Origin of the sequence: Sphingomonas longa, from assembly GCF_016892685.1 — a bacterium.
GTDB classification, from domain to species: Bacteria; Pseudomonadota; Alphaproteobacteria; order Sphingomonadales; family Sphingomonadaceae; genus Sphingomonas; species Sphingomonas longa.
On sequence record NZ_JAFEMC010000002.1, the window covers coordinates 674322 to 695486 of the forward strand.

At 67.1% G+C, this 21165-nt stretch carries 19 protein-coding genes; 9 read left to right on the plus strand and 10 right to left on the minus strand.

All coding sequences use genetic code 11. The features are described 5' to 3' along the window. Window positions 1-105: 105 nt before the first annotated feature. Entirely contained in the window at window positions 106-1443 is a 1338-nt protein-coding gene (gene rimO / locus ILT43_RS09385) for a 30S ribosomal protein S12 methylthiotransferase RimO (protein WP_204198691.1), read from the minus strand. A gap of 106 nt (window positions 1444-1549) precedes the next feature. Between rimO and ILT43_RS09390 the strand changes: the two genes are divergently transcribed. Both ILT43_RS09390 and ILT43_RS09395 read left to right on the plus strand, forming a co-directional pair. Then, window positions 1550-2635 carry an anhydro-N-acetylmuramic acid kinase gene (locus tag ILT43_RS09390; RefSeq protein ID WP_211534420.1) on the plus strand — a complete coding sequence of 362 codons (1086 nt, stop codon included), beginning with the start codon at window positions 1550-1552 and terminating at the stop codon, window positions 2633-2635. Window positions 2636-2733: 98 nt separating this feature from the next. Beyond that, window positions 2734-2877, plus strand: coding sequence for a hypothetical protein (locus tag ILT43_RS09395; protein WP_204198693.1), 144 nt, complete (start codon window positions 2734-2736; stop codon window positions 2875-2877). A 101-nt stretch (window positions 2878-2978) separates the two neighbouring features. Here the strand turns inward: ILT43_RS09395 and ILT43_RS09400 are convergent, their stop codons facing one another. Beyond that, complete coding sequence (locus ILT43_RS09400) at window positions 2979-4157, minus strand: vWA domain-containing protein (protein ID WP_204198694.1); 1179 nt, start codon at window positions 4155-4157, stop codon at window positions 2979-2981. A gap of 38 nt (window positions 4158-4195) precedes the next feature. After that, window positions 4196-4780 carry a CHAP domain-containing protein gene (locus ILT43_RS09405; RefSeq protein ID WP_204198695.1) on the minus strand — a complete coding sequence of 195 codons (585 nt, stop codon included), beginning with the start codon at window positions 4778-4780 and terminating at the stop codon, window positions 4196-4198. A gap of 112 nt (window positions 4781-4892) precedes the next feature. Here ILT43_RS09405 and ILT43_RS09410 point away from each other — a divergent pair, with 112 nt between their 5' ends. Further along, the gene (locus ILT43_RS09410) at window positions 4893-6308 is read left to right on the plus strand and encodes a methyl-accepting chemotaxis protein (RefSeq protein ID WP_204198696.1); all 1416 of its coding nucleotides are present in this window, start codon (window positions 4893-4895) and stop codon (window positions 6306-6308) included. A gap of 35 nt (window positions 6309-6343) precedes the next feature. On the opposite strand, the gene ILT43_RS09415 is transcribed toward ILT43_RS09410, so the two are convergent. From ILT43_RS09415 to ILT43_RS09430, 4 genes are all read right to left on the minus strand, one after another. Next, window positions 6344-8002, minus strand: a complete 1659-nt coding sequence (locus ILT43_RS09415; protein ID WP_204198697.1) for a saccharopine dehydrogenase family protein — start codon at window positions 8000-8002, stop codon at window positions 6344-6346. Between the two features lie 20 nt (window positions 8003-8022). Beyond that, on the minus strand, window positions 8023-8448 hold the full coding sequence (locus ILT43_RS09420) for a thiol-disulfide oxidoreductase DCC family protein (RefSeq protein ID WP_204198698.1): 426 nt from the start codon (window positions 8446-8448) through the stop codon (window positions 8023-8025). Window positions 8449-8557: 109 nt separating this feature from the next. After that, window positions 8558-9412, minus strand: coding sequence for an AAA family ATPase (locus ILT43_RS09425; protein WP_204198699.1), 855 nt, complete (start codon window positions 9410-9412; stop codon window positions 8558-8560). Window positions 9413-9476: 64 nt separating this feature from the next. Beyond that, window positions 9477-10130 carry a DUF6975 family protein gene (locus ILT43_RS09430; protein WP_204198700.1) on the minus strand — a complete coding sequence of 218 codons (654 nt, stop codon included), beginning with the start codon at window positions 10128-10130 and terminating at the stop codon, window positions 9477-9479. A gap of 289 nt (window positions 10131-10419) precedes the next feature. Here ILT43_RS09430 and ILT43_RS09435 point away from each other — a divergent pair, with 289 nt between their 5' ends. The 3 genes from ILT43_RS09435 to ILT43_RS09445 all read left to right on the plus strand — a co-directional run bounded on the left by ILT43_RS09435 (window position 10420) and on the right by ILT43_RS09445 (window position 14442). Next, window positions 10420-12729: a S9 family peptidase gene (locus ILT43_RS09435; RefSeq protein ID WP_425530296.1), complete on the plus strand. Its 2310-nt coding sequence runs from the start codon at window positions 10420-10422 to the stop codon at window positions 12727-12729. A 220-nt stretch (window positions 12730-12949) separates the two neighbouring features. Continuing rightward, window positions 12950-13978, plus strand: coding sequence for an aspartate-semialdehyde dehydrogenase (locus ILT43_RS09440; protein ID WP_204198702.1), 1029 nt, complete (start codon window positions 12950-12952; stop codon window positions 13976-13978). Window positions 13979-13989: 11 nt separating this feature from the next. After that, the gene (locus ILT43_RS09445; protein ID WP_204198703.1) at window positions 13990-14442 is read left to right on the plus strand and encodes a GFA family protein; all 453 of its coding nucleotides are present in this window, start codon (window positions 13990-13992) and stop codon (window positions 14440-14442) included. Window positions 14443-14445: 3 nt separating this feature from the next. Here ILT43_RS09445 and ILT43_RS09450 read toward each other — a convergent pair whose 3' ends face one another. Continuing rightward, a complete protein-coding gene (locus ILT43_RS09450) occupies window positions 14446-15117 on the minus strand; it encodes a YitT family protein (protein ID WP_204198704.1) in 672 nt (223 codons plus the stop codon). A gap of 112 nt (window positions 15118-15229) precedes the next feature. Here ILT43_RS09450 and ILT43_RS09455 point away from each other — a divergent pair, with 112 nt between their 5' ends. Genes ILT43_RS09455 through ILT43_RS09465 form a run of 3 tightly spaced genes read left to right on the plus strand, consistent with a single transcriptional unit; the run spans window position 15230 to window position 18290 of the window. Continuing rightward, entirely contained in the window at window positions 15230-15676 is a 447-nt protein-coding gene (locus ILT43_RS09455; protein ID WP_204198705.1) for a GFA family protein, read from the plus strand. Further along, window positions 15657-16412, plus strand: a complete 756-nt coding sequence (locus tag ILT43_RS09460; protein WP_204198706.1) for an alpha/beta fold hydrolase — start codon at window positions 15657-15659, stop codon at window positions 16410-16412. The genes ILT43_RS09455 and ILT43_RS09460 overlap by 20 nt, the downstream gene beginning before the upstream one ends. A 51-nt stretch (window positions 16413-16463) precedes the next feature. Then, window positions 16464-18290: a M2 family metallopeptidase gene (locus ILT43_RS09465; protein WP_204198707.1), complete on the plus strand. Its 1827-nt coding sequence runs from the start codon at window positions 16464-16466 to the stop codon at window positions 18288-18290. Between the two features lie 627 nt (window positions 18291-18917). Here the strand turns inward: ILT43_RS09465 and ILT43_RS09470 are convergent. Further along, on the minus strand, window positions 18918-19421 hold the full coding sequence (locus ILT43_RS09470; RefSeq protein WP_204198708.1) for a hypothetical protein: 504 nt from the start codon (window positions 19419-19421) through the stop codon (window positions 18918-18920). A gap of 86 nt (window positions 19422-19507) precedes the next feature. Further along, window positions 19508-20944 (minus strand): AMP nucleosidase, encoded by a 1437-nt coding sequence (locus ILT43_RS09475; protein WP_204198709.1) that lies wholly within the window; start codon window positions 20942-20944, stop codon window positions 19508-19510. Window positions 20945-21165: the final 221 nt, after the last annotated feature.

The window sequence follows — 21165 nt, forward strand, 5'->3', positions numbered from 1 at the left end:
ATTGCCCCACCCCGGCCTTCGCGGGGGAGGGGCGTAATGGGGCGGCCTGTACGGCTCTAGACGGGGGCTGTCGCTGCCCTCCTCCGCCACCCATGTCGCGGCGCGTCAGTTCGCCGCCGCCGGCACTCCGTACAGGTCGTGGTCGTCGGCATCCTCGATCATGACGGGCACGATGTCGCCCACGGTCAGATGGCCGGCATCGCGCAGGAAGACTTCGCCGTCGATCTCGGGCGCGTCGGCGGTGGAGCGGCCGGTCGCGCCGCCTTCATCGTCGACCGCATCGACGATCACCGCCAGCGTGCGGCCGACCTTGGCGGCGAGCTTGGCAGCGGAGATCGCGGCGGTCTTTTCCATGATGCGGGCGTAGCGTTCCTCCTTCAGCTCCTCCGGCACATGGTCGGGGAGCGCATTGGCGGTCGCGCCTTCCACGGGTTCGAAGCGGAATGCGCCGACGCGGTCGAGCTGCGCCTCGTCCAGCCAGTCGAGCAGATACTGGAAGTCCGCTTCCGTCTCGCCGGGGAAACCGACGACGAAGGTCGAGCGGATCGCGAGATCGGGGCAGATGTCGCGCCACTGGTGGATGCGTTGCAGCACCTTCGCGTCGTTGCCAGGGCGCTTCATGCGCTTGAGCACCGAGGGTGCGGCGTGTTGAAACGGGATGTCGAGATAGGGAAGGACCAGCCCCTCGGCCATCAGCGGGATGACCTGATCGACGTGCGGATAGGGGTAGACGTAGTGGAGGCGCACCCACGGCGCGATCTTGCCCAGTTCGCGGGCGAGGTCGGTCATGTGGGGGACGACCTCGCGGCCCTTCCACGCGCGCGGTTCCTTGCGGATGTCGATGCCGTAGGCGGAGGTGTCCTGACTGATGACCAGCAGCTCGCGCGTGCCCGCCGCGACCAGCTTCTCCGCCTCGCGCAGGATCGCGTCGGGGCGGCGGCTGACGAGATCGCCGCGCAAACTGGGGATGATGCAGAAGGAGCAGCGGTGGTTACAGCCCTCCGAAATCTTCAGATAGCTGTAATGGCGCGGCGTCAGCTTCAGGCCGGCGTCCGGGATGAGGTCGATGTACGGCGACAGGTTGGCCGGGGCAGCCTCGTGCACCGCCTCGACAACCTGTTCGTACTGGTGAGCGCCGGTGACGGCGAGGACCTGCGGGAAGCGGGCACGGATGACCTCCGCCTCTTTTCCCATGCAGCCGGTGACGATGACGCGACCGTTCTCGGCGATGGCCTCGCCGATCGCCTCCAGGCTTTCCTCCTTGGCGGAGTCGAGAAAGCCGCAGGTGTTGACGAGCACGACATCGGCGCCGGCATAGTCGGCGGACATCTGATAGCCGTCGGCGCGCAGCTGCGTCAGAATGCGTTCGCTGTCGACCAGGTTCTTGGGACAGCCGAGCGAGACCATGCCGACACGCGGCGGGGAGGGGAGTTTGGTTGCCATGAGGTGCGGGCGCACATAGGCGATCGGGCGCGATTTTGCCAGTGTCGGGCGGAGCGGCGTGCTGCTGGTGCTGGACGACGCGGATCGCGAGGATAGAAGGGCGGCCATGTTAGCCATCGGCCTCATGTCCGGAACCTCGCTCGACGGTATCGATGCGGCGTTGATCGAAACCGACGGCGAGGGCGTAGCCCGGCCCATCGCGTTCCGGGGCGAGGCCTATTCGGATGTCGCTCGCGCCGAACTGGCGGAGGCGACGCGGATCGCGCTGACCTATGACAAGCCGCGCCTGAGTCCGCCGATGATCGCGGCGACGGAGTTGGTGACGCGCACGCATACACTGGCGGTGGCGAAGCTGCTGCGCGATGCCGGCGTGGCGGCGGCCGATGTCGACGTGATCGGACTGCACGGGCAGACGGTGGCGCATCGGCCGGATCGCGGCTGGACGTGGCAATTGGGCGACGGCGCGGCGCTGGCGGCGGCAACGGGAATCACGACGGTGGCGGACTTCCGCAGTGCCGATGTCGCGGCGGGCGGGCAGGGGGCGCCGTTGCTGCCGGTCTATCATGCGGCGCTCGTCGCCGGGCTGGAGCGGCCGGTCGCGGTGCTGAATTTGGGCGGGGTGGGGAACATCACGTTCGTCGGCGCGGATGGCACGCTGGTGGCGTTCGACACGGGGCCGGCGAACGGACTGATCGATAGCTGGGTCGAGGAACTGACCGGCGCGCGTTACGACGCCGGCGGTGCGCTGGCGGCTGGCGGGCGCGTCGACGAGAGCGTGTTGACGGCGATGCTCGACAACCCGTTCTTCGATGCGCCTCCGCCCAAGTCGCTGGACCGCAGCGACTTCACGATCCAGCCGGCGCGCGGGCTGGGTGCGGCGGACGGGGCGGCGACGCTGACGGCATTTACGGCGGAGACGGTGGCGCTGGCGCTGCGGCAGTTGCCGGAACGACCGCGGCGCCTGCTGGTGGTCGGCGGCGGTCGGCACAATGCGACGATGCTGGCGATGATCGCGGAACGGTGCGGCATCGCGGCGGAGGCGGGCGACTCGTTGGGATGGAACGGGGATGGCGTCGAGGCGGAGGGATTCGCTTATATGGCTGTCAGAACGTTGAAAAACCTGCCGATCAGCTTCCCCGGCACGACTGGCGTACCCGCCGCGATGGCCGGTGGCGTGATCCACCGCGCATGACCACCGGATGATCGCTTGATGCATGTTGGCGCGGTAGACTCGTAACGGCTCAGGAGTAGGACGAGGACATGAGTGAATCCGGGGAAGGGACAGACCCGATGGAATCCGACCTCCGTTATTATTTGCGTCGCCTGACGATCGAACGTGCCGCTGCCGAACGTGCGCTGACCGCCGAAGCGCGGGAACGCCGCCTGCGGCTGGTGGAGAGTTATACGCGCAAGATCGAGGCGCTGAGCGCCTAGTCCGCGGTGAGCGCGGAGTAGCAGGTTCGACCGAATTGCCGATGCCGCTGCGCGGGGCGATCAGGATGGGGCAGCCGTCAACCTCGCGATAGACAGTCGGCCTACCGTTTCCGCGTCAGTTCGCGCATGGCGTCGTCGAGGCCGGCGAGCGTCAGCGGGTACATGCGGTCGGTCATGATTTCCCGGACGATGCGGATCGACTGGGTATATCCCCAATGCTCCTGCGGGAGCGGGTTGAGCCAGACCGCCGCGGGATAGGTGGTGGTCAGGCGGTGGAGCCAGACCGCGCCCGCCTCCTCGTTCATGTGTTCCACCGAGCCGCCGGGATGGGTGATCTCGTACGGGCTCATCGAGGCATCGCCGACGAACACGCATTTGTAGTCATGGCCGTATTTGTGGAGCACGTCCCACATCGGCGTCCGTTCCGCGAACCGGCGGCGATTGTCCTTCCACACGCCCTCATACGGGCAGTTGTGGAAGTAGAAGAACTCCAGGTTCTTGAACTCGGACGTGGCGGCGGAGAACAGCTCCTCGCACAGCGTTACGAAGGGGTCCATCGAGCCGCCGACATCGAGGAACAGCAGCAACTTGACGGCATTGCGCCGTTCGGGACGCATGCGTACGTCGAGCCAGCCCTGCCGTGCGGTGCCGTCGATCGTGCCGTCGATGTCGAGCTCTTCCGCGGCCCCTTCCCGCGCGAAACGGCGGAGGCGGCGAAGGGCGACCTTGATGTTGCGGGTGCCGAGTTCGCGCGTCGCATCGAGGTTGCGGAATTCGCGCTGGTCCCAGACCTTCAGCGCGCGACCGTGGTGGGACTCGCCGCCGATGCGGACCCCCTCGGGATTGTAGCCGCCGTTGCCGAACGGGCTGGTGCCGCCGGTGCCGACCCATTTGCTGCCGCCCTGATGCCGGCCGTGCTGCTCCTCCAGCCGCTTCTTGAGGGTGTTCATGATCTCGTCCCAGGAGCCGAGCGAGCGGACACGCTCCATCTCCTCCGAGGTCAGGAACTGTTCGGCCACCGCCTTCAGCCAGTCGGCGGGGATGTCGGCGGGTTGCTGGCCGTAGCTGGTCGTCAGTCCGCGGAAGACCTTGGCGAAGACCTGATCGAAGCGGTCCAGCAGCCCCTCGTCCTTCACGTAGGTGGCGCGGGCGAGATAGTAGAAATCCTCTGGCGTGCGGTCGATCACGTCGGCGTCGAGCGCCTCCAGCAGGAGCAGATGCTCCTTCAGGCTGGCCGGGATGCCGGCGCTGCGCAGCTCGTCGAGGAAGTTGAGGAACATCGCCGCGCAGCATGCCCGCGCGCGGTCAGCCGGGCAAGCTAGCGGCCGGCGTCCGGGACATAGGCATCGATCAGCGCGCCGACATAATCGGGGTCGCGGCTGGTGAGTTCGGCGGCGCTGCGGCCCTTGCCGTAGATGAACCCCTCGACCGGATAGATGCTGCCGCCGAGGCCGTCCGAGTCGCGGAACCACACTTTCACGACCGACCAGTCATTGTGCGGCGAGACGTCGTACAGCGTGACATCCTGTTCGGCATGGCCCCGCTCGCCGTTCTGGCGGGACCAATTGGCGTGGGTGAGCATCAGCACGCGTTTCTCGACCACGCGGCTGACGACCGCGACATGGCCGAGACGGAGACGATCGGTCTTGGTGAAGACGATGACCGCGCCGACCTTCGGACGATGCCCGCGGTCGTATTTGCCGTCGGCCTGATCCCACCACGTCCAGGCGTCGCCGTAGATCTGGATGCCCGACGCGGCACGAGCGAAGGGCACGCACTGGCCGACGTAATCGAGCAGCGATCTGGCATGGGCGGGCAACGCTGCGCCGAGCGAGGCGGCGACCAGCAGCGCCGCCGCCGTGAGGCGGAGGAGGCGACGGCTGGAAGGGCGGGCGCGGCGCATGCGCGAAGGGCTAGCCCGAAATGGTAAACGAAACCTTAACAATCGTACGCGACGACAATGATCCTGTTTACTTAACGCGATGGCAACCGATCGCCGTGTCTAACGTCCCGCGATGGCCATGCGCTCGCTCCAATTCGATCCGTCTTCGGACACCGGTGATCATATCGCCAGCGTCGCGACAGCGTGCGGCGACCTTGCGGTCGGATGCATGGAAGCCGTCGACGCCATCGCCGGCACGTCGGCGGGGGTCGCGCGGCAGCTGAGCAGCCTTGGTTCGATCGAGGCAATCATTCGCGGACTGGAAGCGCGACAGGACGAGGCAGCGCGGGCGAGCGGGCTGGCGCGGACGCTGTCGGCCAGCGCGCGCAAGAAGCTTGATGCGGGATCGACGCTGATCGACGGCGCGATCGGTGAATTCGAGGCGCTGACCGATCTCGTATCACGGATGGGGTTGCAGGTGACTGCCTTCGCCGCCGCGATGGAGCAGGTCCGCGCGGTCGCCGCGTCGATCGAGACGATCACGCGGACGACGCGGATGCTGGCGCTGAACGCGGCGATCGAGGCGCAGCGGGCGGGCGAAACCGGCGCGACGTTCGCGGTGGTGGCGGACGAGGTCAACAAGCTGGCGCAGGATACGCGCGTCGCGGTGAACGAGATCGGCCGGACGGTCGCGTCGCTGGATCAGGAGGCGACGTCGTTGGCAGGCGACATCGTCGCGGGCGTGGCGCAGGCCACGGCGGCGCGCACGACGTTCGTGACGGTGCAGGAGACGTGCCGTGAAGTGCTGGAGATCGTGTGCGAAGTGGACACGCATAGCGAGGGCATCGCGGTCGCTGCGCGCAGCATCCATGCGGATGCCGGCGGCGTCCGGTCGCAGCTCGCGACCTTCGCGGACGAGGCGCATGCCGCCGACGAACTGCTGGAGGAAGCGCGCGCGAAGGTCGAGGAGATCGAACTGGTCGCGAACGGCATGTTCGACCGCATCGTGCATTCCGGACTGGCGGCGGACGACCGGCGTTTCGTCGACATGGCACTGGCGGGCGCGGCGGAGGCGAGCGCGATCATCGAACGCGCGCTGGCGCGGCACGACCTGACACCGGAGGCTGCATTCGACACGCAGTACCGGCCGATCGCCGGGTCCGATCCGGTGCGGTACGATACGCGGCTCTCCGACTTCGCCGATGCGGCGCTGCGGCCGCTGCTCGACAGGCTGGCGGGGGAACAGCCGCGGATCATCAGCGCAGTGTGTTCGGACGTGAACGGCTATCTGCCGACGCATATCAGCCGCTTCTCCCAAACGCCACGACAGGGCGATGCCCGCTGGAACGTCGCGAACTGCCGCAACCGCATGATCATTCTGGACGCCGCCACCGCGCGCGCGATCGGGAGCGACGCCCCGTTCATGATGGGCGTCTATCGCTTCAACGGCGGTGGCACCGCCGCCGTGTTGCGCAATGTGTGGGTGCCGATCCGGGTGAACGGGCGCCGCTGGGGCAATTTCGAGATCGCGTATCGCGATGCGGCGTAGCGCGGACGCCTTCTGATCCAACCCTGTCGCGGCAGTCAGGCGGGGCGGAGGGTTCCACGATAGGCGACGATCAGGCCGATCACAGGCATCGCGATTTCAACGTCGAAACAGAACTCGCCGTTGCGCTGCGTCTCGAAACTCGATCCCCTTGGCAGCAAGGTGGTCGGCATCGGAATGCCCAGCAGGCTCCATCGTCGCGGGATCAGCAGCAGGCGATCCCCCTCGACCACAAGCGCGAGCGCGAACGAGGCGATCCCGAAGCGTTCGACAAGGAGATGCGCGTTCCGCCCGCGCCCGACAGACTGGACCGACGAGAAGGCTTTGTCTCCGAACCAACGGATCCAGAGTTCGGCGTCCCCTTCGGGCTTGAAGCTCACCGAAACCGGGATTTGCGTCGCCGCTTCGGGGAAGCCGACGAGCTTCGCGGTCAGCGCAGCCAGGAGTCCGCGGCCGCGGCGGACGTCGGCGAACCCCGTCCACTGCCTTGCCGTGGCGCTATCGTGCAAGTCTTGCAGACGGGGCGGCAGCGACGTGAACGCCGGGCCCAAGACGCGGCGATAGAGCGGACCATCGTCGGTTTCGTCCCAGCGGAAGCCACTCTGGATGTTCCTGCCGCGGAACAACGCGTCGTAGTCGGCGAGTTCGAGCGCCCGAACCGCCGAACGCGCGCCGCTGTGCGGACGGTCTCCGGCAAGCAGCTTGCGAACGATCGCCTCGACCGCCATCGATGGGATGTACGGTCCGTCGTCCCCTTCGGCGAGCAGATGCCAGCTCCGCTCCACAGGCCGGCCATTCGCCGTTCCGCGTGCCCGCACGAACATGCCGCCGCGATGTTCGCCGAAGCGCATGCGGTTGAGGACCGCGTAGAAGAGGCGGGCGAAGGGGGCGAGGGAGGGGAGGCGGAAGCTGGATCGCACCTTTGCCAGCATGTTCAGGATGCGGTGCAGGATTTCCGGGACCGGGCCGGCGCCCATCCAGATATCCGTCATCGTCGGGTGTTCGGGCGGAATCACCTGAAGGTCCGGCACGTCGACGAGCGAGAAGCGGATGTTGTGCAGCGGCAGTCGGCCGGGTGGTGCGATCGTGAAGCGCCGGCTTTCGGCGAGGCCGACACCGTGCGCAGGGCGGCCGTCGCGCCACAGCTTCACCGGCGAGCCGGCGTAGCCGACCACCGCCCGCATGACGTTGAGGCCGATGCCGGCATAGGGCGAGGGTGCGATGCCGCCTTCGACGGAGGCGATGTCCATCCCCTTCGCGAGTTCGCGCAGGACGGCGGCGGTGAGGACCGGAAAGCTGCTGACGCCGGACAACACGAACACACCTGCGGCCTTCGCCTCGGCGTCGAACTGCGCGACGCCAGCGACGAAGTCGGCGGCATCGGCGAAATCCAGATAGTCGACGCGCGCGGCGATGCAGGCGGCGATCACGTGATAGCGATCGGCTCCGTAATCCTGGAACGGACCGGAGGCATCGACGACGAGATCGGGCCGATGGGCGGCAAGACCCGCGACGATGTCGGCGCGGTCGACCACGACCGGGCGGACGCGTGCAGGGCCGGCATAGCGCGTACAGAACGCGTCCGCCCGACCGAGGTCGCGACCGGCGATGAGGAGTTCGACCTCGGTCAAATCGGACAGGAGGTGGGCCAGCCGACCTCCGAATACGCCATAGCCGCCGAGAATCAGGACCCGCATCGGCGCCGTCGCTTCATCACTCACATCAATCGGTCCCTGTACTCGGGTGGCGCGACCCAGCAGGTCGCCCGCTTGCCGAACAGGCGATAGCGGTTGCGTGCGACCCAAAGGTAAACGGGATCGCGGATGATCGCGGGTACGATGCGAAACAGCCCCAGCAATCGCCAAGGCAACCCAAGCCCCTCGTAGATGCTCAGGACCGCATCGCTGTCCCGGCGGACGCGATCACCCTCGACGACGAGGATGCTGCTCGGGTCGAGCGGGTCCATGCCATGCTGGCGGTAGAGTGCCGCGCCGACACCACCCTGCATGGAGGCGAGACGGAAGCGGGCGGCCTTGTCGTGCTTGAGGATGAACTGTGCGTTGGCGGAGCAGAGGACGCATTCGGCATCGAACAGGATGATCGGGCCCCCGACATCGGATGCTGGCCCCTCATGCGGGTGCATGTCGTCATCTCCTCCGGAGGATCGTGCGGTGAAAGACGCCGCCGTAACGGAGCGGACTGCCGGTGCGGTTAACAGGCATCGATTGCCCGTCGTTCACCGTTCGGGCGTTTCAGGGCCGGTTTTGCTGCCGCTTGGCCATGAAGGCGAGCCGTTCGAACAGCATCACGTCCTGCTCGTTCTTGAGGAGCGCGCCGTGCAGGGGCGGGATGGCCTTGGTCGGGTCGCGGTTCTGGAGGATGTCGAGCGGCATATCCTCGTGCAGCAGCAGCTTGAGCCAGTCGAGCAGTTCGCTGGTCGACGGCTTCTTCTTCAGGCCGGGCACGTCGCGGACGTCGTAGAAGATGTCCATCGCCTTCGACACCAGCATCCGCTGGATGCCGGGGAAGTGGACGTCGACGATCGCCTGCATCGTCCCGCGGTCGGGAAACTTGATGTAGTGGAAGAAGCAGCGGCGCAGAAAGGCGTCGGGCAGCTCCTTTTCGTTGTTGCTGGTGATGACGACGATGGGGCGTTCGACCGCGCGAATCGTTTCCTTCGTCTCGTAGACGTGGAACTCCATGCGATCGAGTTCCTGGAGCAGGTCGTTCGGGAATTCGATATCGGCCTTGTCGATCTCGTCGATCAGCAGGATGGGCGGGGAGGGGCGGGTGAACGCCTCCCACAACTTGCCCTTGCGAATGTAGTTCTTGATGTCGTGGACGCGTTCGTCGCCGAGCTGGCCGTCGCGCAGGCGGGCGACGGCGTCGTATTCGTACAGGCCCTGCTGCGCCTTCGTGGTGGATTTGACGTTCCACTCGATCAGCTCGGCGTTGGCGGCTTTGGCGATTTCGTACGCGAGGACGGTCTTGCCGGTGCCGGGTTCTCCCTTGACGAGCAGCGGGCGGCGCAGCCGGACGGCGGCATTGACCGCGACCTTCAGGTCGTCGGTGGCGACATAGGCGGCGGTGCCTTCGAAACGGTCCATGCGCGAGGGAGTGGCGGATCGGGCTCCGTCGCGCAAGGTCGGGGGTGCGGCCCCTTAGCCCCGTTTAGCCCCGTGCGCTGGAGCGGGCCTCCAGCAGGTCCCACAGGCCGCGATGCTGGGCGAGCAACTGGCGCCCGCCGAAGTTCATCGCCCGCTCGATCGCGGCGGAGGCGCCGAGATCGACGATCGCGGTCGCTGTCTCCGCCTGCGACGGCAGCGCCGTGACCGGCAGCGCCACGCCGAAGCGGTCGGCGGCGCGCGCCAGCACGCTGCGGATCGTCAGCCAGTCGATCGCGAGCATCGCGGCGGCCCCCGTCGCGCAGCCGGTGCGGTCGGACCCGGCGAGCATCTCGATCGCGTGACGAACGCCGACCAGCGCAGCCTCGGTTTCGGCCTGACCGGGCGTGGAGGGCAGCGGACCGGCGGCGGCGGCGATCTGCGCGAGCAACGCGCGTTCCTCCGCGAAGCCGGCGGCGACGCCGTCGAGCCACGCATAGGCGTCCGGCTGTGCCCCGTGGAACAGCGCTGCATCGATCAGGCCGGGGTGGCGACCGTGAACCGCGCACAAGGCGTGGACCGCATCGGCGAGATCGCGGTGCGACGATCGCGGATCGGCGAGGCGCAGGACGTGCGGGTGGGTGGCGCTGCCATCGGCGTCGCTCAGGCGGACGAGCATCTCCCAGGCGCTGCCGTGCCAGCCGTGCGAGGCGATATTCAAGAGCGCGTCCTTTCATCGATGGCGAGGGAGAGCGGCGGGTAACACCGCTGTCCGTCATCGGTGATGTGATGCCCCGGACTATACCGAATGACGTAAAGATGAGGTGTACGAGGCGTTTACCCAATCGGATCAGCGCAAAGGCCGCCATCGGGCAGCCCTTTACGCCGGTGCCGTGCGCCGCGATAACGCGCTTCGTGCCGGCCGTGCCGGGCGATCATCGATTTTGGAGCGGGACAGGATGCGCGCATGGCTGCTGGGTATGATGCTGGCTTCGGCGGGAAGTTCGGCGATGGCTGCTGAACAGGTGCAAACCGGCGCGCCGACGCCGGCGCTGACGACCGATGCCACCGCGCAGGCCGCGACGCCGCCGGTCGAGGCCGCCGGTACGCTGACGCTGGCGAAGGTGTTCGGCAGTCCCGATCTGTCGGGGACCCAGCCGCGCGCGCTGAAGCTATCGCCCGACGGGACGTTGCTGACGTACCTGCGCAACCGGGCGGACGAAAAGGAACGGTTCGACCTGTGGGCGACCGATACGCGGACGGGTGCGGAGCGGATGCTGGTCGACAGCAAGGCGGTCGGCAGCGGCGCGGAACTGTCCGAGGCGGAGAAGATGCAGCGCGAGCGGACGCGCATCGGCGGATCGAAGGGCATCGTCGCCTATGACTGGGCACCCGACGGCAAGGCGATCCTCGTGCCGCTGGACGGCGACCTGTATCTGGCCGGGCTGGACGGCAATGTCCGGCGGCTGACGAACACGCCCGGCGGGCAGTTGAACCCGGTGGTGAGCCCCGCGGGCGGCTATGTCAGCTTCGTGCGCGACCAGAATTTGTGGGCACAGCCGCTGAACGGCGGGGAGGCGAAGGCGCTGACGACAGGGGGCGGCGGCACCGTCCACTGGGGCGAGGCGGAGTTCGTCGCGCAGGAGGAAATGGACCGGCGGACCGGCTATTGGTGGTCGCCGAACGACAGGCTGGTCGCGGTCGAGAAGTTCGACGAGGAACCGGTCCACGTCGCGACGCGCGCGGCGATCGGTGCGACCGGCACGCGCGTCTACGAGCAGCGCTATCCGGCGGCGGGGACGCCGAACGTGCTGGTCGAACTGTACATCATGAAGCCGGACGGGACGGGCCAGGTGAAGGTGAACCTGGGCGCGGAGCCCGACATCTATCTGGCGCGGGTCGACTGGATGCCCGACGGATCGGGCCTGCTGGTGCAGCGCCAGACGCGCGATCAGAAGCGGATCGACATCTTGCGCGTCGATCCGGCGACGGGGCGTTCGACGATCCTGTTCTCCGAGAAGTCGGGCGTGAAAAGCTGGACGAACCTGACCGACGCGTATCGCGTGATGAAGGACGGCAGCCTGATCTGGCGGTCGGAGCGGAGCGGGTATGGGCACCTGTATCGCTTCGCGGCGGGCAAGTGGACGCCGCTGACGAAGGGGGAATGGGTCGTTACCGATCTAATCGGGGTGGACGAGACGAAGGGGCGCGTCTTCTTCGCGGGCACGAAGGACGACGTACTGGAGCAGCAGCTGTATGCGGTCGACATCGCCAAGCCGAACCAGATCACGCGCCTGACGGAGCGGGGCTTCACCAACTCCGGCTCGATGGACGGGACGGCGAGCCGGCTGATCGTGCAGCGGTCGAGCCCGACGCAGCCGCCGCAGGTGTATCTGGCCGATGCCGCCGGACAGCGCGTATCGTGGATCGCGGAGAATGCGGTCAACGAGGCCCATCCCTGGTTCCCCTATGCCGCGGGCCAAGCCGCGACGACGTTCGGGACGATCGAGGCGGCGGACGGCACCGACCTGCACTGGACGATGGTCGCGCCGAAGATGGAGCCGGGCAAGCGCTATCCGGTGTTCTTCCAGCATTATGGCGGCCCCGGGAGCCAGACGGTGACGCGCGGGTGGAAGGGGCCGCTGCCGCAGTATCTGGCGCAGCAGGGCTGGATCTTCTTCATGCTCGACAATCGCGGCTCGCCCAATCGCGGCAAGGCGTTCGAGGATCATCTCTATCATGCGATGGGCAGCGTGGAGGTCGCGGACCAGTTGAAGGGCGCGGAGTATCTGAAGACGCTGCCGTTCGTGGAGCCGACCAAGATCGCCACCTACGGTTGGTCGTACGGGGGCTATATGTCGCTGAAGATGCTGGAGAAGACGCCGGGCGTCTATGCCGCGGCAGTGGCGGGTGCGCCGGTGACGAACTGGGAGCTGTACGACAGCCACTACACCGAGCGGTATATGGGCGATCCGCGCATCGACGGCGCAGCCTATGCGGCGTCGGCGGCGATCGCGGACGCATCGAAGATCCGCGACCCCTTGCTGTTGATCCACGGGATGGCGGACGACAACGTCTTCCTCGACAACTCCACGGCGTTCGCGGCCGAGATGCAGCGGACGGCGACCCCGTTCGAGATGATGTTCTATCCCGGCAACACGCACCGCGTCGGCGGGCCGGGCGTGTCGCAGCATCTGTGGGGCACGATCATGGCGTTCCTGAACCGCACCGTGCGCGACCGGCCGGAGGCGCTGCCCGTGCCGGCGGTGTCGTCGATGCCGACGCCCGCGCCAACGGCGGCCGATAGCGAGGGCAAGTAAAGCTTGGCTGGCGTGCTGCGTCGCCGCGGACTAGGGCGGCGCGACGTCCGCTCCTCCGTTCGTTTCGAGCAGGGATCGAGCATGTCGAGAGCCCGTGTCGAGACCAGCCGCCGCCGGGTTGCTCTCTCGATATGCCGTCTCGACTTCGCTCGACGGCTACTCGAGACGAACGGATGAGCGTGAGCGGTCCGCGAGCGGCGCGGCGTATCTGGAGGGCATAATGGGTTATCGGGTGGTGGTCGCGGGCGCGTCGGGCAATGTCGGGCGCGAGATGGTCAACATCCTCGCCGAGCGGGAATTTCCGCTCGACGAGATTGCGGTGCTGGCGTCGTCGCGCAGCCAGGGCGACCAGATCGAGTATGGCGACACCGGCAAGATGCTCAAGATCCAGAACATCGAGCATTTCGATCCCGAGGGCTGGGACATCGCGCTGTTCGCGATCGGCAGCGAGGCGACGGCGATCTATGCGCCAAAGTTCGCCGCCGCAGGCTGCACGGTGATCGACAATTCGTCGCTGTACCGGATGGACCCGGATGTGCCGCTGATCGTACCGGAGGTGAACCCGGACGCGATCGACGGGTACCGGGCGAAGAACATCATCGCCAACCCCAATTGCTCGACCGCGCAGATGGTCGTCGCGCTGAAGCCGCTGCACGATGCCGCGACGATCAAGCGCGTCGTCGTCGCGACGTACCAGTCGGTGTCCGGCGCGGGGAAGATCGGCATGGACGAGCTGTTCGAGCAGAGCCGCAACATCTTCGTCGGCGACCCGGCAGAGGCAAAGAAGTTCACCAAGCAGATCGCGTTCAACGTGATCCCCCACATCGACAGCTTTCTGGACGACGGTTCGACCAAGGAAGAGTGGAAGATGGTGGTCGAGACGAAGAAGATCATGGGTGCGAAGATCAAGGTCGTCGCGACCTGCGTCCGCGTGCCGGTGTTCGTCGGCCATTCCGAGGCGCTGAACGTCGAGTTCGAGAACGAGATCTCCGCCGAGGAAGCGCAGACGATCCTGCGCGAGGCGCCGGGCATCATGCTGATCGATAAGCGCGAGGATGGCGGCTACATCACCCCGGTCGAGGCGGCGGGCGACGATGCGACCTATGTCAGCCGCGTGCGCGAGGACCCGACGGTGGAGAACGGGCTTTCGCTGTGGTGCGTGTCCGACAATTTGCGCAAGGGCGCGGCGCTGAACGCTGTGCAGATCGCGGAACTGCTCGGGCGGCGGCATCTCCAGAAGGGTGCCTAGGCGGCAGAAGGGTGCTTGAGGTGATTGCGGGCGGCTGTCGCTGCGGCGCGGTGCGCTACACCGTCGACCGCGCCACGCTGCCCGCCGCCTATGCCTGTCACTGTACCGATTGCCAGACATGGTCGGGCAGCTCGTTCACCACGCAGTTCTTCATGCCGGCCGATGCGCTCCACGTGACCGGCGCGGCGACGGACTATGCGTTCGTAAATCCGACGGGGCGCGTGTCGACGCAGCGGTTCTGCCCGACCTGTCATACGCGGCTCTACAACAGCAATGCAGCGCGACCGCATCTGGTGAATATTCGTGCCGGCACGCTGGACGACAGTGCGCGCATCCGCGTCCCGCTGCACATCTGGGTACGGAGCAAGCAACCTTGGGTGATCCTGCCGGACGATGCGGAGCTTTGGCAGGAAGCGGCCTCCGTCGAGGCGCTGGAGCGATTGTCCGGAATGGACTCCGTCTAGGGGTTAGTGCCCGATGTACCGCCCGGGCCGGTGCCACGCGAACAGGATCAGGCTGATCGCGACGGTGCTGAGGGCGGACCATGCGAGGGCAGGGCCGCTGATTACCAGCGCGGCGACGGCGAGGACCAGCACATCGAGCGCGACCTGCGTCACGCCGGCGTTCCAGCCGCGCGTGCGGTAGAGCCACAGGACGATCACGCCGGTGCCGCCGACGCCCGCCTGATGGCGCGCCAGACAGAGCACGCCCATGCCGATGACCGTGCCGCCGACCAGCGCCGCGAACGCCGGATGCACGTCGGCGATGTGAACCGACAGCCGCGCCCAGCCGGAAAAGGCGGCGATGCCGACATTCACGAGCACGGTCTTCAGCGCGAACTTCGATCCCATCGTCCGGTGCGCGACGACGAAGAAGGGCAGGTTCACGGTCGTGAACAGCACGCCGGCGGGTAGCGGTACGACATACGACAGCAGTAGCGCGATCCCTGCGATACCGCCGGTGACGAGCCCCGCGGATTTCAGGAACATCAGGCCGACGACCAGCAGCACGCACCCGATCGCGAGCGCATAGCCGTCCTCCGCCACACTGTGAGGGCGGCCGAGCGGCAGGCTGTCGTCGTAGGTCAATCCCGGTGTCCCGTCGCAGGTGAACCAGGCATCCTCTCCCGCCGCTTCCATGATGGCGGGAAGGAGGTGGCGTCAACCACCGTGTGGATCGCTCCCGACGAACGCGGGGGTCGGGCGATACACTGAATCGCCGCGCCATGCGTTGGGCCGCGAGGAGGTGGGTATGGCGAAGGAGATGACCGGGGGGTGCCAGTGCGGGCGTATCCGCTATGTCGTGACGATCCACGACGACGACGCCTATCTGTGTCACTGCCGGATGTGCCAGCGGGCCACCGGCGGGGTTTCGATCGCGTTCAAGGGTGTGACGCGCGGCGACCTGCGATGGAGCCCGTACGAGCCGGAGCGGTACCGGTCGTCGCCGATCGCGCAGCGGGGTTTCTGCCGGGAGTGCGGGACGCCGCTGACCTATGAGGGAGACGGTGCGGATCATCTGGACCTGACGGTCGGCAGCTTCGACGATCCGTCCGCGTTTCGGCCGCTCGAGCATTCGGGTGCCGAAAGCTGGCATCCGGAGTGGCTGGACACGCGCGGGTTGCCGGCGAGCCGGACAGAGGACAATGAGCGGATCGCGACAATGTGGAGGACGGCGGTTGGCAAGCTCCCCGACTGAATATTTCGAGAGTTTCGACGGCGTGCGGATCGCCTGGCGCGAGATGGGCGAGGGACGGCCGGTGGTGCTGATCCACGGCTATTTCTCCGACGCGGCGACCAATTGGATCCGCTATGGGCACGCGGCGAAGATCGCCGCGAACGGGTTCCGGGTCATCATGCCGGACCTGCGCGCGCACGGCGAAAGCGACCGACCGCACGATCCGGCGGCCTATGCTCCCGATACGCTGACCCGCGACGGCCATGCGCTGATCGCGCATCTGCGGCTGACGGATTACGATCTGGGCGGATACTCGCTGGGCGCGCGGACGACGTCGCGGATGCTGGCGACGGGCGCGACGCCCGGCCGGATCGTGTTCGCGGGCATGGGTCTGGAGGGGCTGCTGCATACCCACCGGCGTGTCGATCACTTCCGGAACATCCTGACCCGGCTCGGCGAGCATGAGCGGGGATCGCCGGAGTGGCTGGCGGAGGCGTTCCTCAAGACGACGAAGGGTGATCCGGTCGCGCTGCTCGGCATCCTGAACACGTTCGTCGACACGGGGGCGGAGGACGTTGCGGGCTTCGTCCAGCCGGCGTTGGTGGTGGCGGGCGAGGAGGATCAGGACAATGGCTCCGCGCCCGACCTCGCCGCCGCGTTGCCGAACGGGCGCTATGCCGAGGTGCCGGGCGGGCATATGAGCTCGGTGGTGAAGCCCGAACTGGGGCAGGCGATGGCGGACTTTCTGGCCGCTTGACGGCTGACGGGGCGGCGGCGCATTTCACGGGGATAGAAGAGGAATCCCCGAATGCTTCGTACATCCGTATCGCTCGCGGTGCTCGCGAGCCTGTCGACCGCGTCCGTCGTCGCCCAGACGCCCGCGGCTCCTGTGGGCAAGCCGACCGCGGCGCAGGCCGATGCCTTCGTCGCCAAGGCCGAAGAGCAGCTCGCGGCGCTGTCGCTTCCCGTCAACCGCATCAACTGGGTGCAGGCGACCTACATCAACGACGATACCGATGCGCTAGCGTCGAAGGCGAACGGCGACCAGACCGCAATCCAGGTGAAGCTGGCCAATGACGCGGCGCGCTATGCAACGGCGGCGGGGCTGTCGGCGGATACGCGGCGCAAGCTCGACCTGTTGCGGAACGGCATCACGCTGCCGGCCGCCGATACGCCAGGCGCGGCAGAGGCGTTGGCGACGCTGACCACGCGCATGTCCTCCGCGTACGGCAAGGGCAAGGGAACGCTCGACGGCAAGCCGATCAACGGGTCCGACATCGAAGCGGCGATGGGCGAGATGCGCGATCCGGCCAAGCTGAAGGAGATGTGGGTCAGCTGGCACGACAACGTCGGAGCGCCGATGCGGGCCGATTATGCGAAGATGACCGTCGCGGCGAATGCGGGTGCGAAGGGGCTGGGCTATGCCGATGTCGGCGCGATGTGGCGGGCCGGGTACGATATGTCGCCGGACGCGTTCGCGGCGGAGACGGACCGCATCTGGAAGGAGGTGGAGCCGCTGTATCTGGCGTTGCACACCTATGTCCGCTGGAAGCTGAACGCAAAGTACGGCGACGCGGTGCAGCCGAAGACGGGACCGATCCGCAGCGACCTATTGGGCAATATGTGGGCGCAGGAATGGGGCAATATCTATGACATCGTCGCGCCGGCAGGGGCGGGCGACCTGGGCTTCGACACCGGCGATCTGTTGAAGGCGAAGAACTACGACGCGGTGCGGATGGTGAAGCAGGGCGAGGCGTTCTACTCGTCGCTGGGGTTCCAGCCCTTGCCCGAGACGTTCTGGCAGCGGTCGCAGATCGTGAAGCCCGCCGACCGCGATGTGATCTGTCACGCATCGGCGTGGGACGTGGACAATGCGGACGACATCCGCATCAAGATGTGCACGAAGGTGAATGGCGACGACTTCGTGACGATCCACCACGAACTCGGCCACAATTACTACCAGCGCGCGTACAAGCAGCAGCCCTTCCTCTACAAGAACGGCGCGAACGACGGATTCCACGAGGCGATCGGTGACACCGTCGCGCTGTCGATCACGCCGGATTACCTCGTCAAGATCGGGCTGCTGGATCAGGCGAAGGTGCCGGGCGCGGACAAGGACATCGGCCTGTTGCTGCGGCAGGCGATGGACAAGGTGGCGTTCCTGCCGTTCGGGCTGCTGATCGACAAATGGCGGTGGCAGGTGTTTTCCGGTCAAATTCCCGCAGGGCAATATCAGGCGGGCTGGGACAAGTTGCGGCTGCAATATCAGGGCGTCGCGCCGCCCGTGGCGCGCGACGAGACCCAGTTCGATCCGGGCGCGAAATACCACGTGCCGGCGGGCGTGCCGTACACGCGTTATTTCCTGGCGCGGGTGCTGCAATTCCAGTTCTATCAGGCGGCGTGCAAGCAGTCGGGCTGGACCGGGCCGCTGCATCGTTGCTCGTTCTACGGCAACAAGGAGGTCGGGCAGCGGCTGAATGCGATGCTGGCGATGGGGCAGTCGAAGCCGTGGCCGGATGCGTTGCAGGCGTTCACCGGCACGCGCGAGATGAGCGGCAAGGCGCTGATCGCGTATTTCGCACCGCTGAAGACGTGGCTGGATCAGCAGAACAAGGGCAAGCCGACCGGGTGGTGAGACGCGTGTAGCCGGGCGACGTCTCGATCGATCGGCGTGCGTCGTCTTTGGCCATCCGGTGAAGTCCGGTGGTCAGGGTGCGCGCGTCGGTTTCGCAGGGTTGGGAGGTCGAAGCTCCCTGAGCTGCAAGTGTCGTTCTCCCGAGAAGGCGGGAGTCCAGCCCCTAGAGCCGTAGCCGGACGCTTCGACGCTACCGGACTCCCGCTTTCGCGGGAGCACGAAATGGCACGGCGGTCGCGGATAACCGAGACGGCGGGCGGAGCTATGCGATCCAGTGTCTCGCGTGACGCTCTGGATTGCTTCGCTACGCTCGCAATGACGGGCTTTGACAGGGCGCCGGTTCGGAACGGGAGCGCGATCGCAACCCCGCCTTCTTCGCCGGGGTGATCTGCCGGAGTGGTGGCAGTCCCAATTCTCAACTGCTGTTCTCCCGCGAAGGCGGGAGTCCGGTGGCTAGAGCCGAAGCCGGGCGTTGGAACACCACTGGGCTCCCGCTTACGCGGGAGCACGGTAGGGCACGGCGGCCGCGGGCATGACCGAGACCACGAGCGGAGCGATGCCATCCAGTGTCTCGCGTGACGCTCTGGATTGCTTCGCTACGCTCGCAATGACGGCTTCCTTGGACGATCAGTTCGGGACGGTGTTTTCGTCCGGGATGCCTGCTTCGAACGACTTGGACGAATCCGTGCCGTCGGGCTGATGGGCGCCCTTGGTCGGCGTCTTTGGCCCGGAGCCCTTGGCGGGGTCTGCCGGCTTGGCGCTGCTGCCCTTGAGCGTGAAGAGCGCCGCGCCGGCAGCGGCGGCGGCGATGCCGGTAGCGATCGCGGCGGCACCCCATTTGCCGCCGATCTTGTCGGTCGCGGTCTTCGCAGCGGCGCGGGTGCGGGTCGCGGCGGCTCGGGCCTTGGTCGCCGGGGTGGCGGGCGCGGCGCGCTTGCTGGAGCGGGGCTTCGGGGGAGCTTTCGCCTTCGGGGTCTTGGGCGCGGCGGGCGCCGCGGTGTCGGCCGAGGCCGCCTTGGTACGGGTCGCGCGCGGCTTGGCGGCGGCGGCCTTGGCGGGGGTGGTCGTACGGCGACGGCGCGCGGGCTTGGCGGGCGTGTCGGTGGTCGCGGTCGTGTCGTCGTCGGCCATGTCTGTTCCCCGATTTGGTTCCGGGTGCGTAACGCGACCGACGACGTTTTGGTTGCGAGCGGAGCGCGCCCGGAAGCTCCTATGACTTAGCGGAAGGGTGGTTCGTTGAAGGCGCGCAGCTTGCGGCTGTGCAGGCGTTCGCCTTCGACGCGCAGTTGCTCGCACGCTTCGATGCCGATCCGCATATGCTCGCTGATCGCGCGTTCGTAGAAGCGGTTGGCCTGTCCGGGGAGTTTGAGCTCGCCGTGCAGCGGCTTGTCCGAGACGCAGAGCAAGGTGCCGTAGGGGACGCGGAAGCGATAGCCCTGCGCGGCGATCGTGGCGGATTCCATATCGATGCCCACCGCCCGGCTGAGCGAGAAGCGCAGCGCCGATTTGGAGTAGCGCAGCTCCCAATTACGGTCGTCGGTGGTGACGATCGTGCCGGTGCGCAGGCGGCGCTTCAGCTCCTCGCCCGACTGGCCCGAGACGATCTCCGCCGCTTTCGCCAACGCGACCTGCACCTCCGCGATGGCGGGGACGGGAATTTCCGGCGGCAGCACGTCGTCGAGCACGTGATCGTCGCGAAGATAGGCGTGGGCGAGGACATAGTCGCCGATCCGCTGCGACGGACGCAGCCCGCCGCAATGGCCGATCATCAGCCACGCCTCGGGCCGCATCACGGCGAGGTGGTCGCAGATCGTCTTGGCGTTGGACGGCCCAACGCCGATATTGACGAGCGTGATGCCGGTGCGGTCATCGGCCATCAGGTGATAGGCGGGCATCTGGTGCCGCCGCCACGCGCTGTCGGAGACGATCGTGTCGACATCGTCTGGCGAGTGGATGACGACGTTGCCCGCACCGGACAGCGCGGTGAACCGGCTTCCGGCTCCCAGTTGCGACGCGCCCCAGCGGACGAATTCGTCGACGTAGCGGTGATAGTTGGTGAACAGCACGAAGCGCTGCACGTGCTCCGCCGGCGTACCCATGTAATGACGCAGGCGGGCGAGACTGAAGTCCGTGCGCAGGCCGTCGAACAGCGCGAGCGGACGCGTGCCGTCGACCGTCATCCACAGGCCGTCGGCGATCTCGTCGCCGATATGCGCGAGTTCAGTGGCGGGGAAGAAGCGGGCGAGCTCGGACGCGGACACCTGATCGAGGCTGAGCGCGTGACCGGGATCGAGCACGTAGGGGAAGGGGATCTCCTGACGGCCGGGCACCGCTTCGACCGTGACGTCGTAATCCTCGATCAGCAGCGTCAGTTGCTCGGTCAGGTAGTCGGCGAAGATCGCGGGCTTGGTGACGCTGATGCGGTAGTCGCCCGGCGATACGAGGCGACCGAACGAGCGTAGCGGCGTGGGGCGGGACGCTTCGCCGGAGAAGCTGAGGCGGATTTCCGGATAGGCGAAGCTGCCGTCGCTGCGGGCCGTCGCGTCGGGCGGCGTGCCGTCCGAGAGGTAGCGGGTGAGGGCGGCCTGAAGGCGGTCGACCGAGGCGGTGTAGAGCCGGTCCAGCTCTGCGACGATGTCGGAAGCGGTTGTCATCGCGAAGGGTTACGCGCGGCGGATGACGGAGGCAAGACGGGGCGCTGCGAGGAAACCCGAGGGTGTTTACGCCGGCGGTGTCACCCCTCCGTCAGCCCTGTGGGCTGCCACCTCCCCTCGCCGGGGAGGAATGAGGCTCGCAATCAAAGTCCTCCCCTGCAAGGGGAGGTGCGCGGAGCGCCGGAGGGGTGACGCCGTTGGCGTGGATACCCCTCCGACAG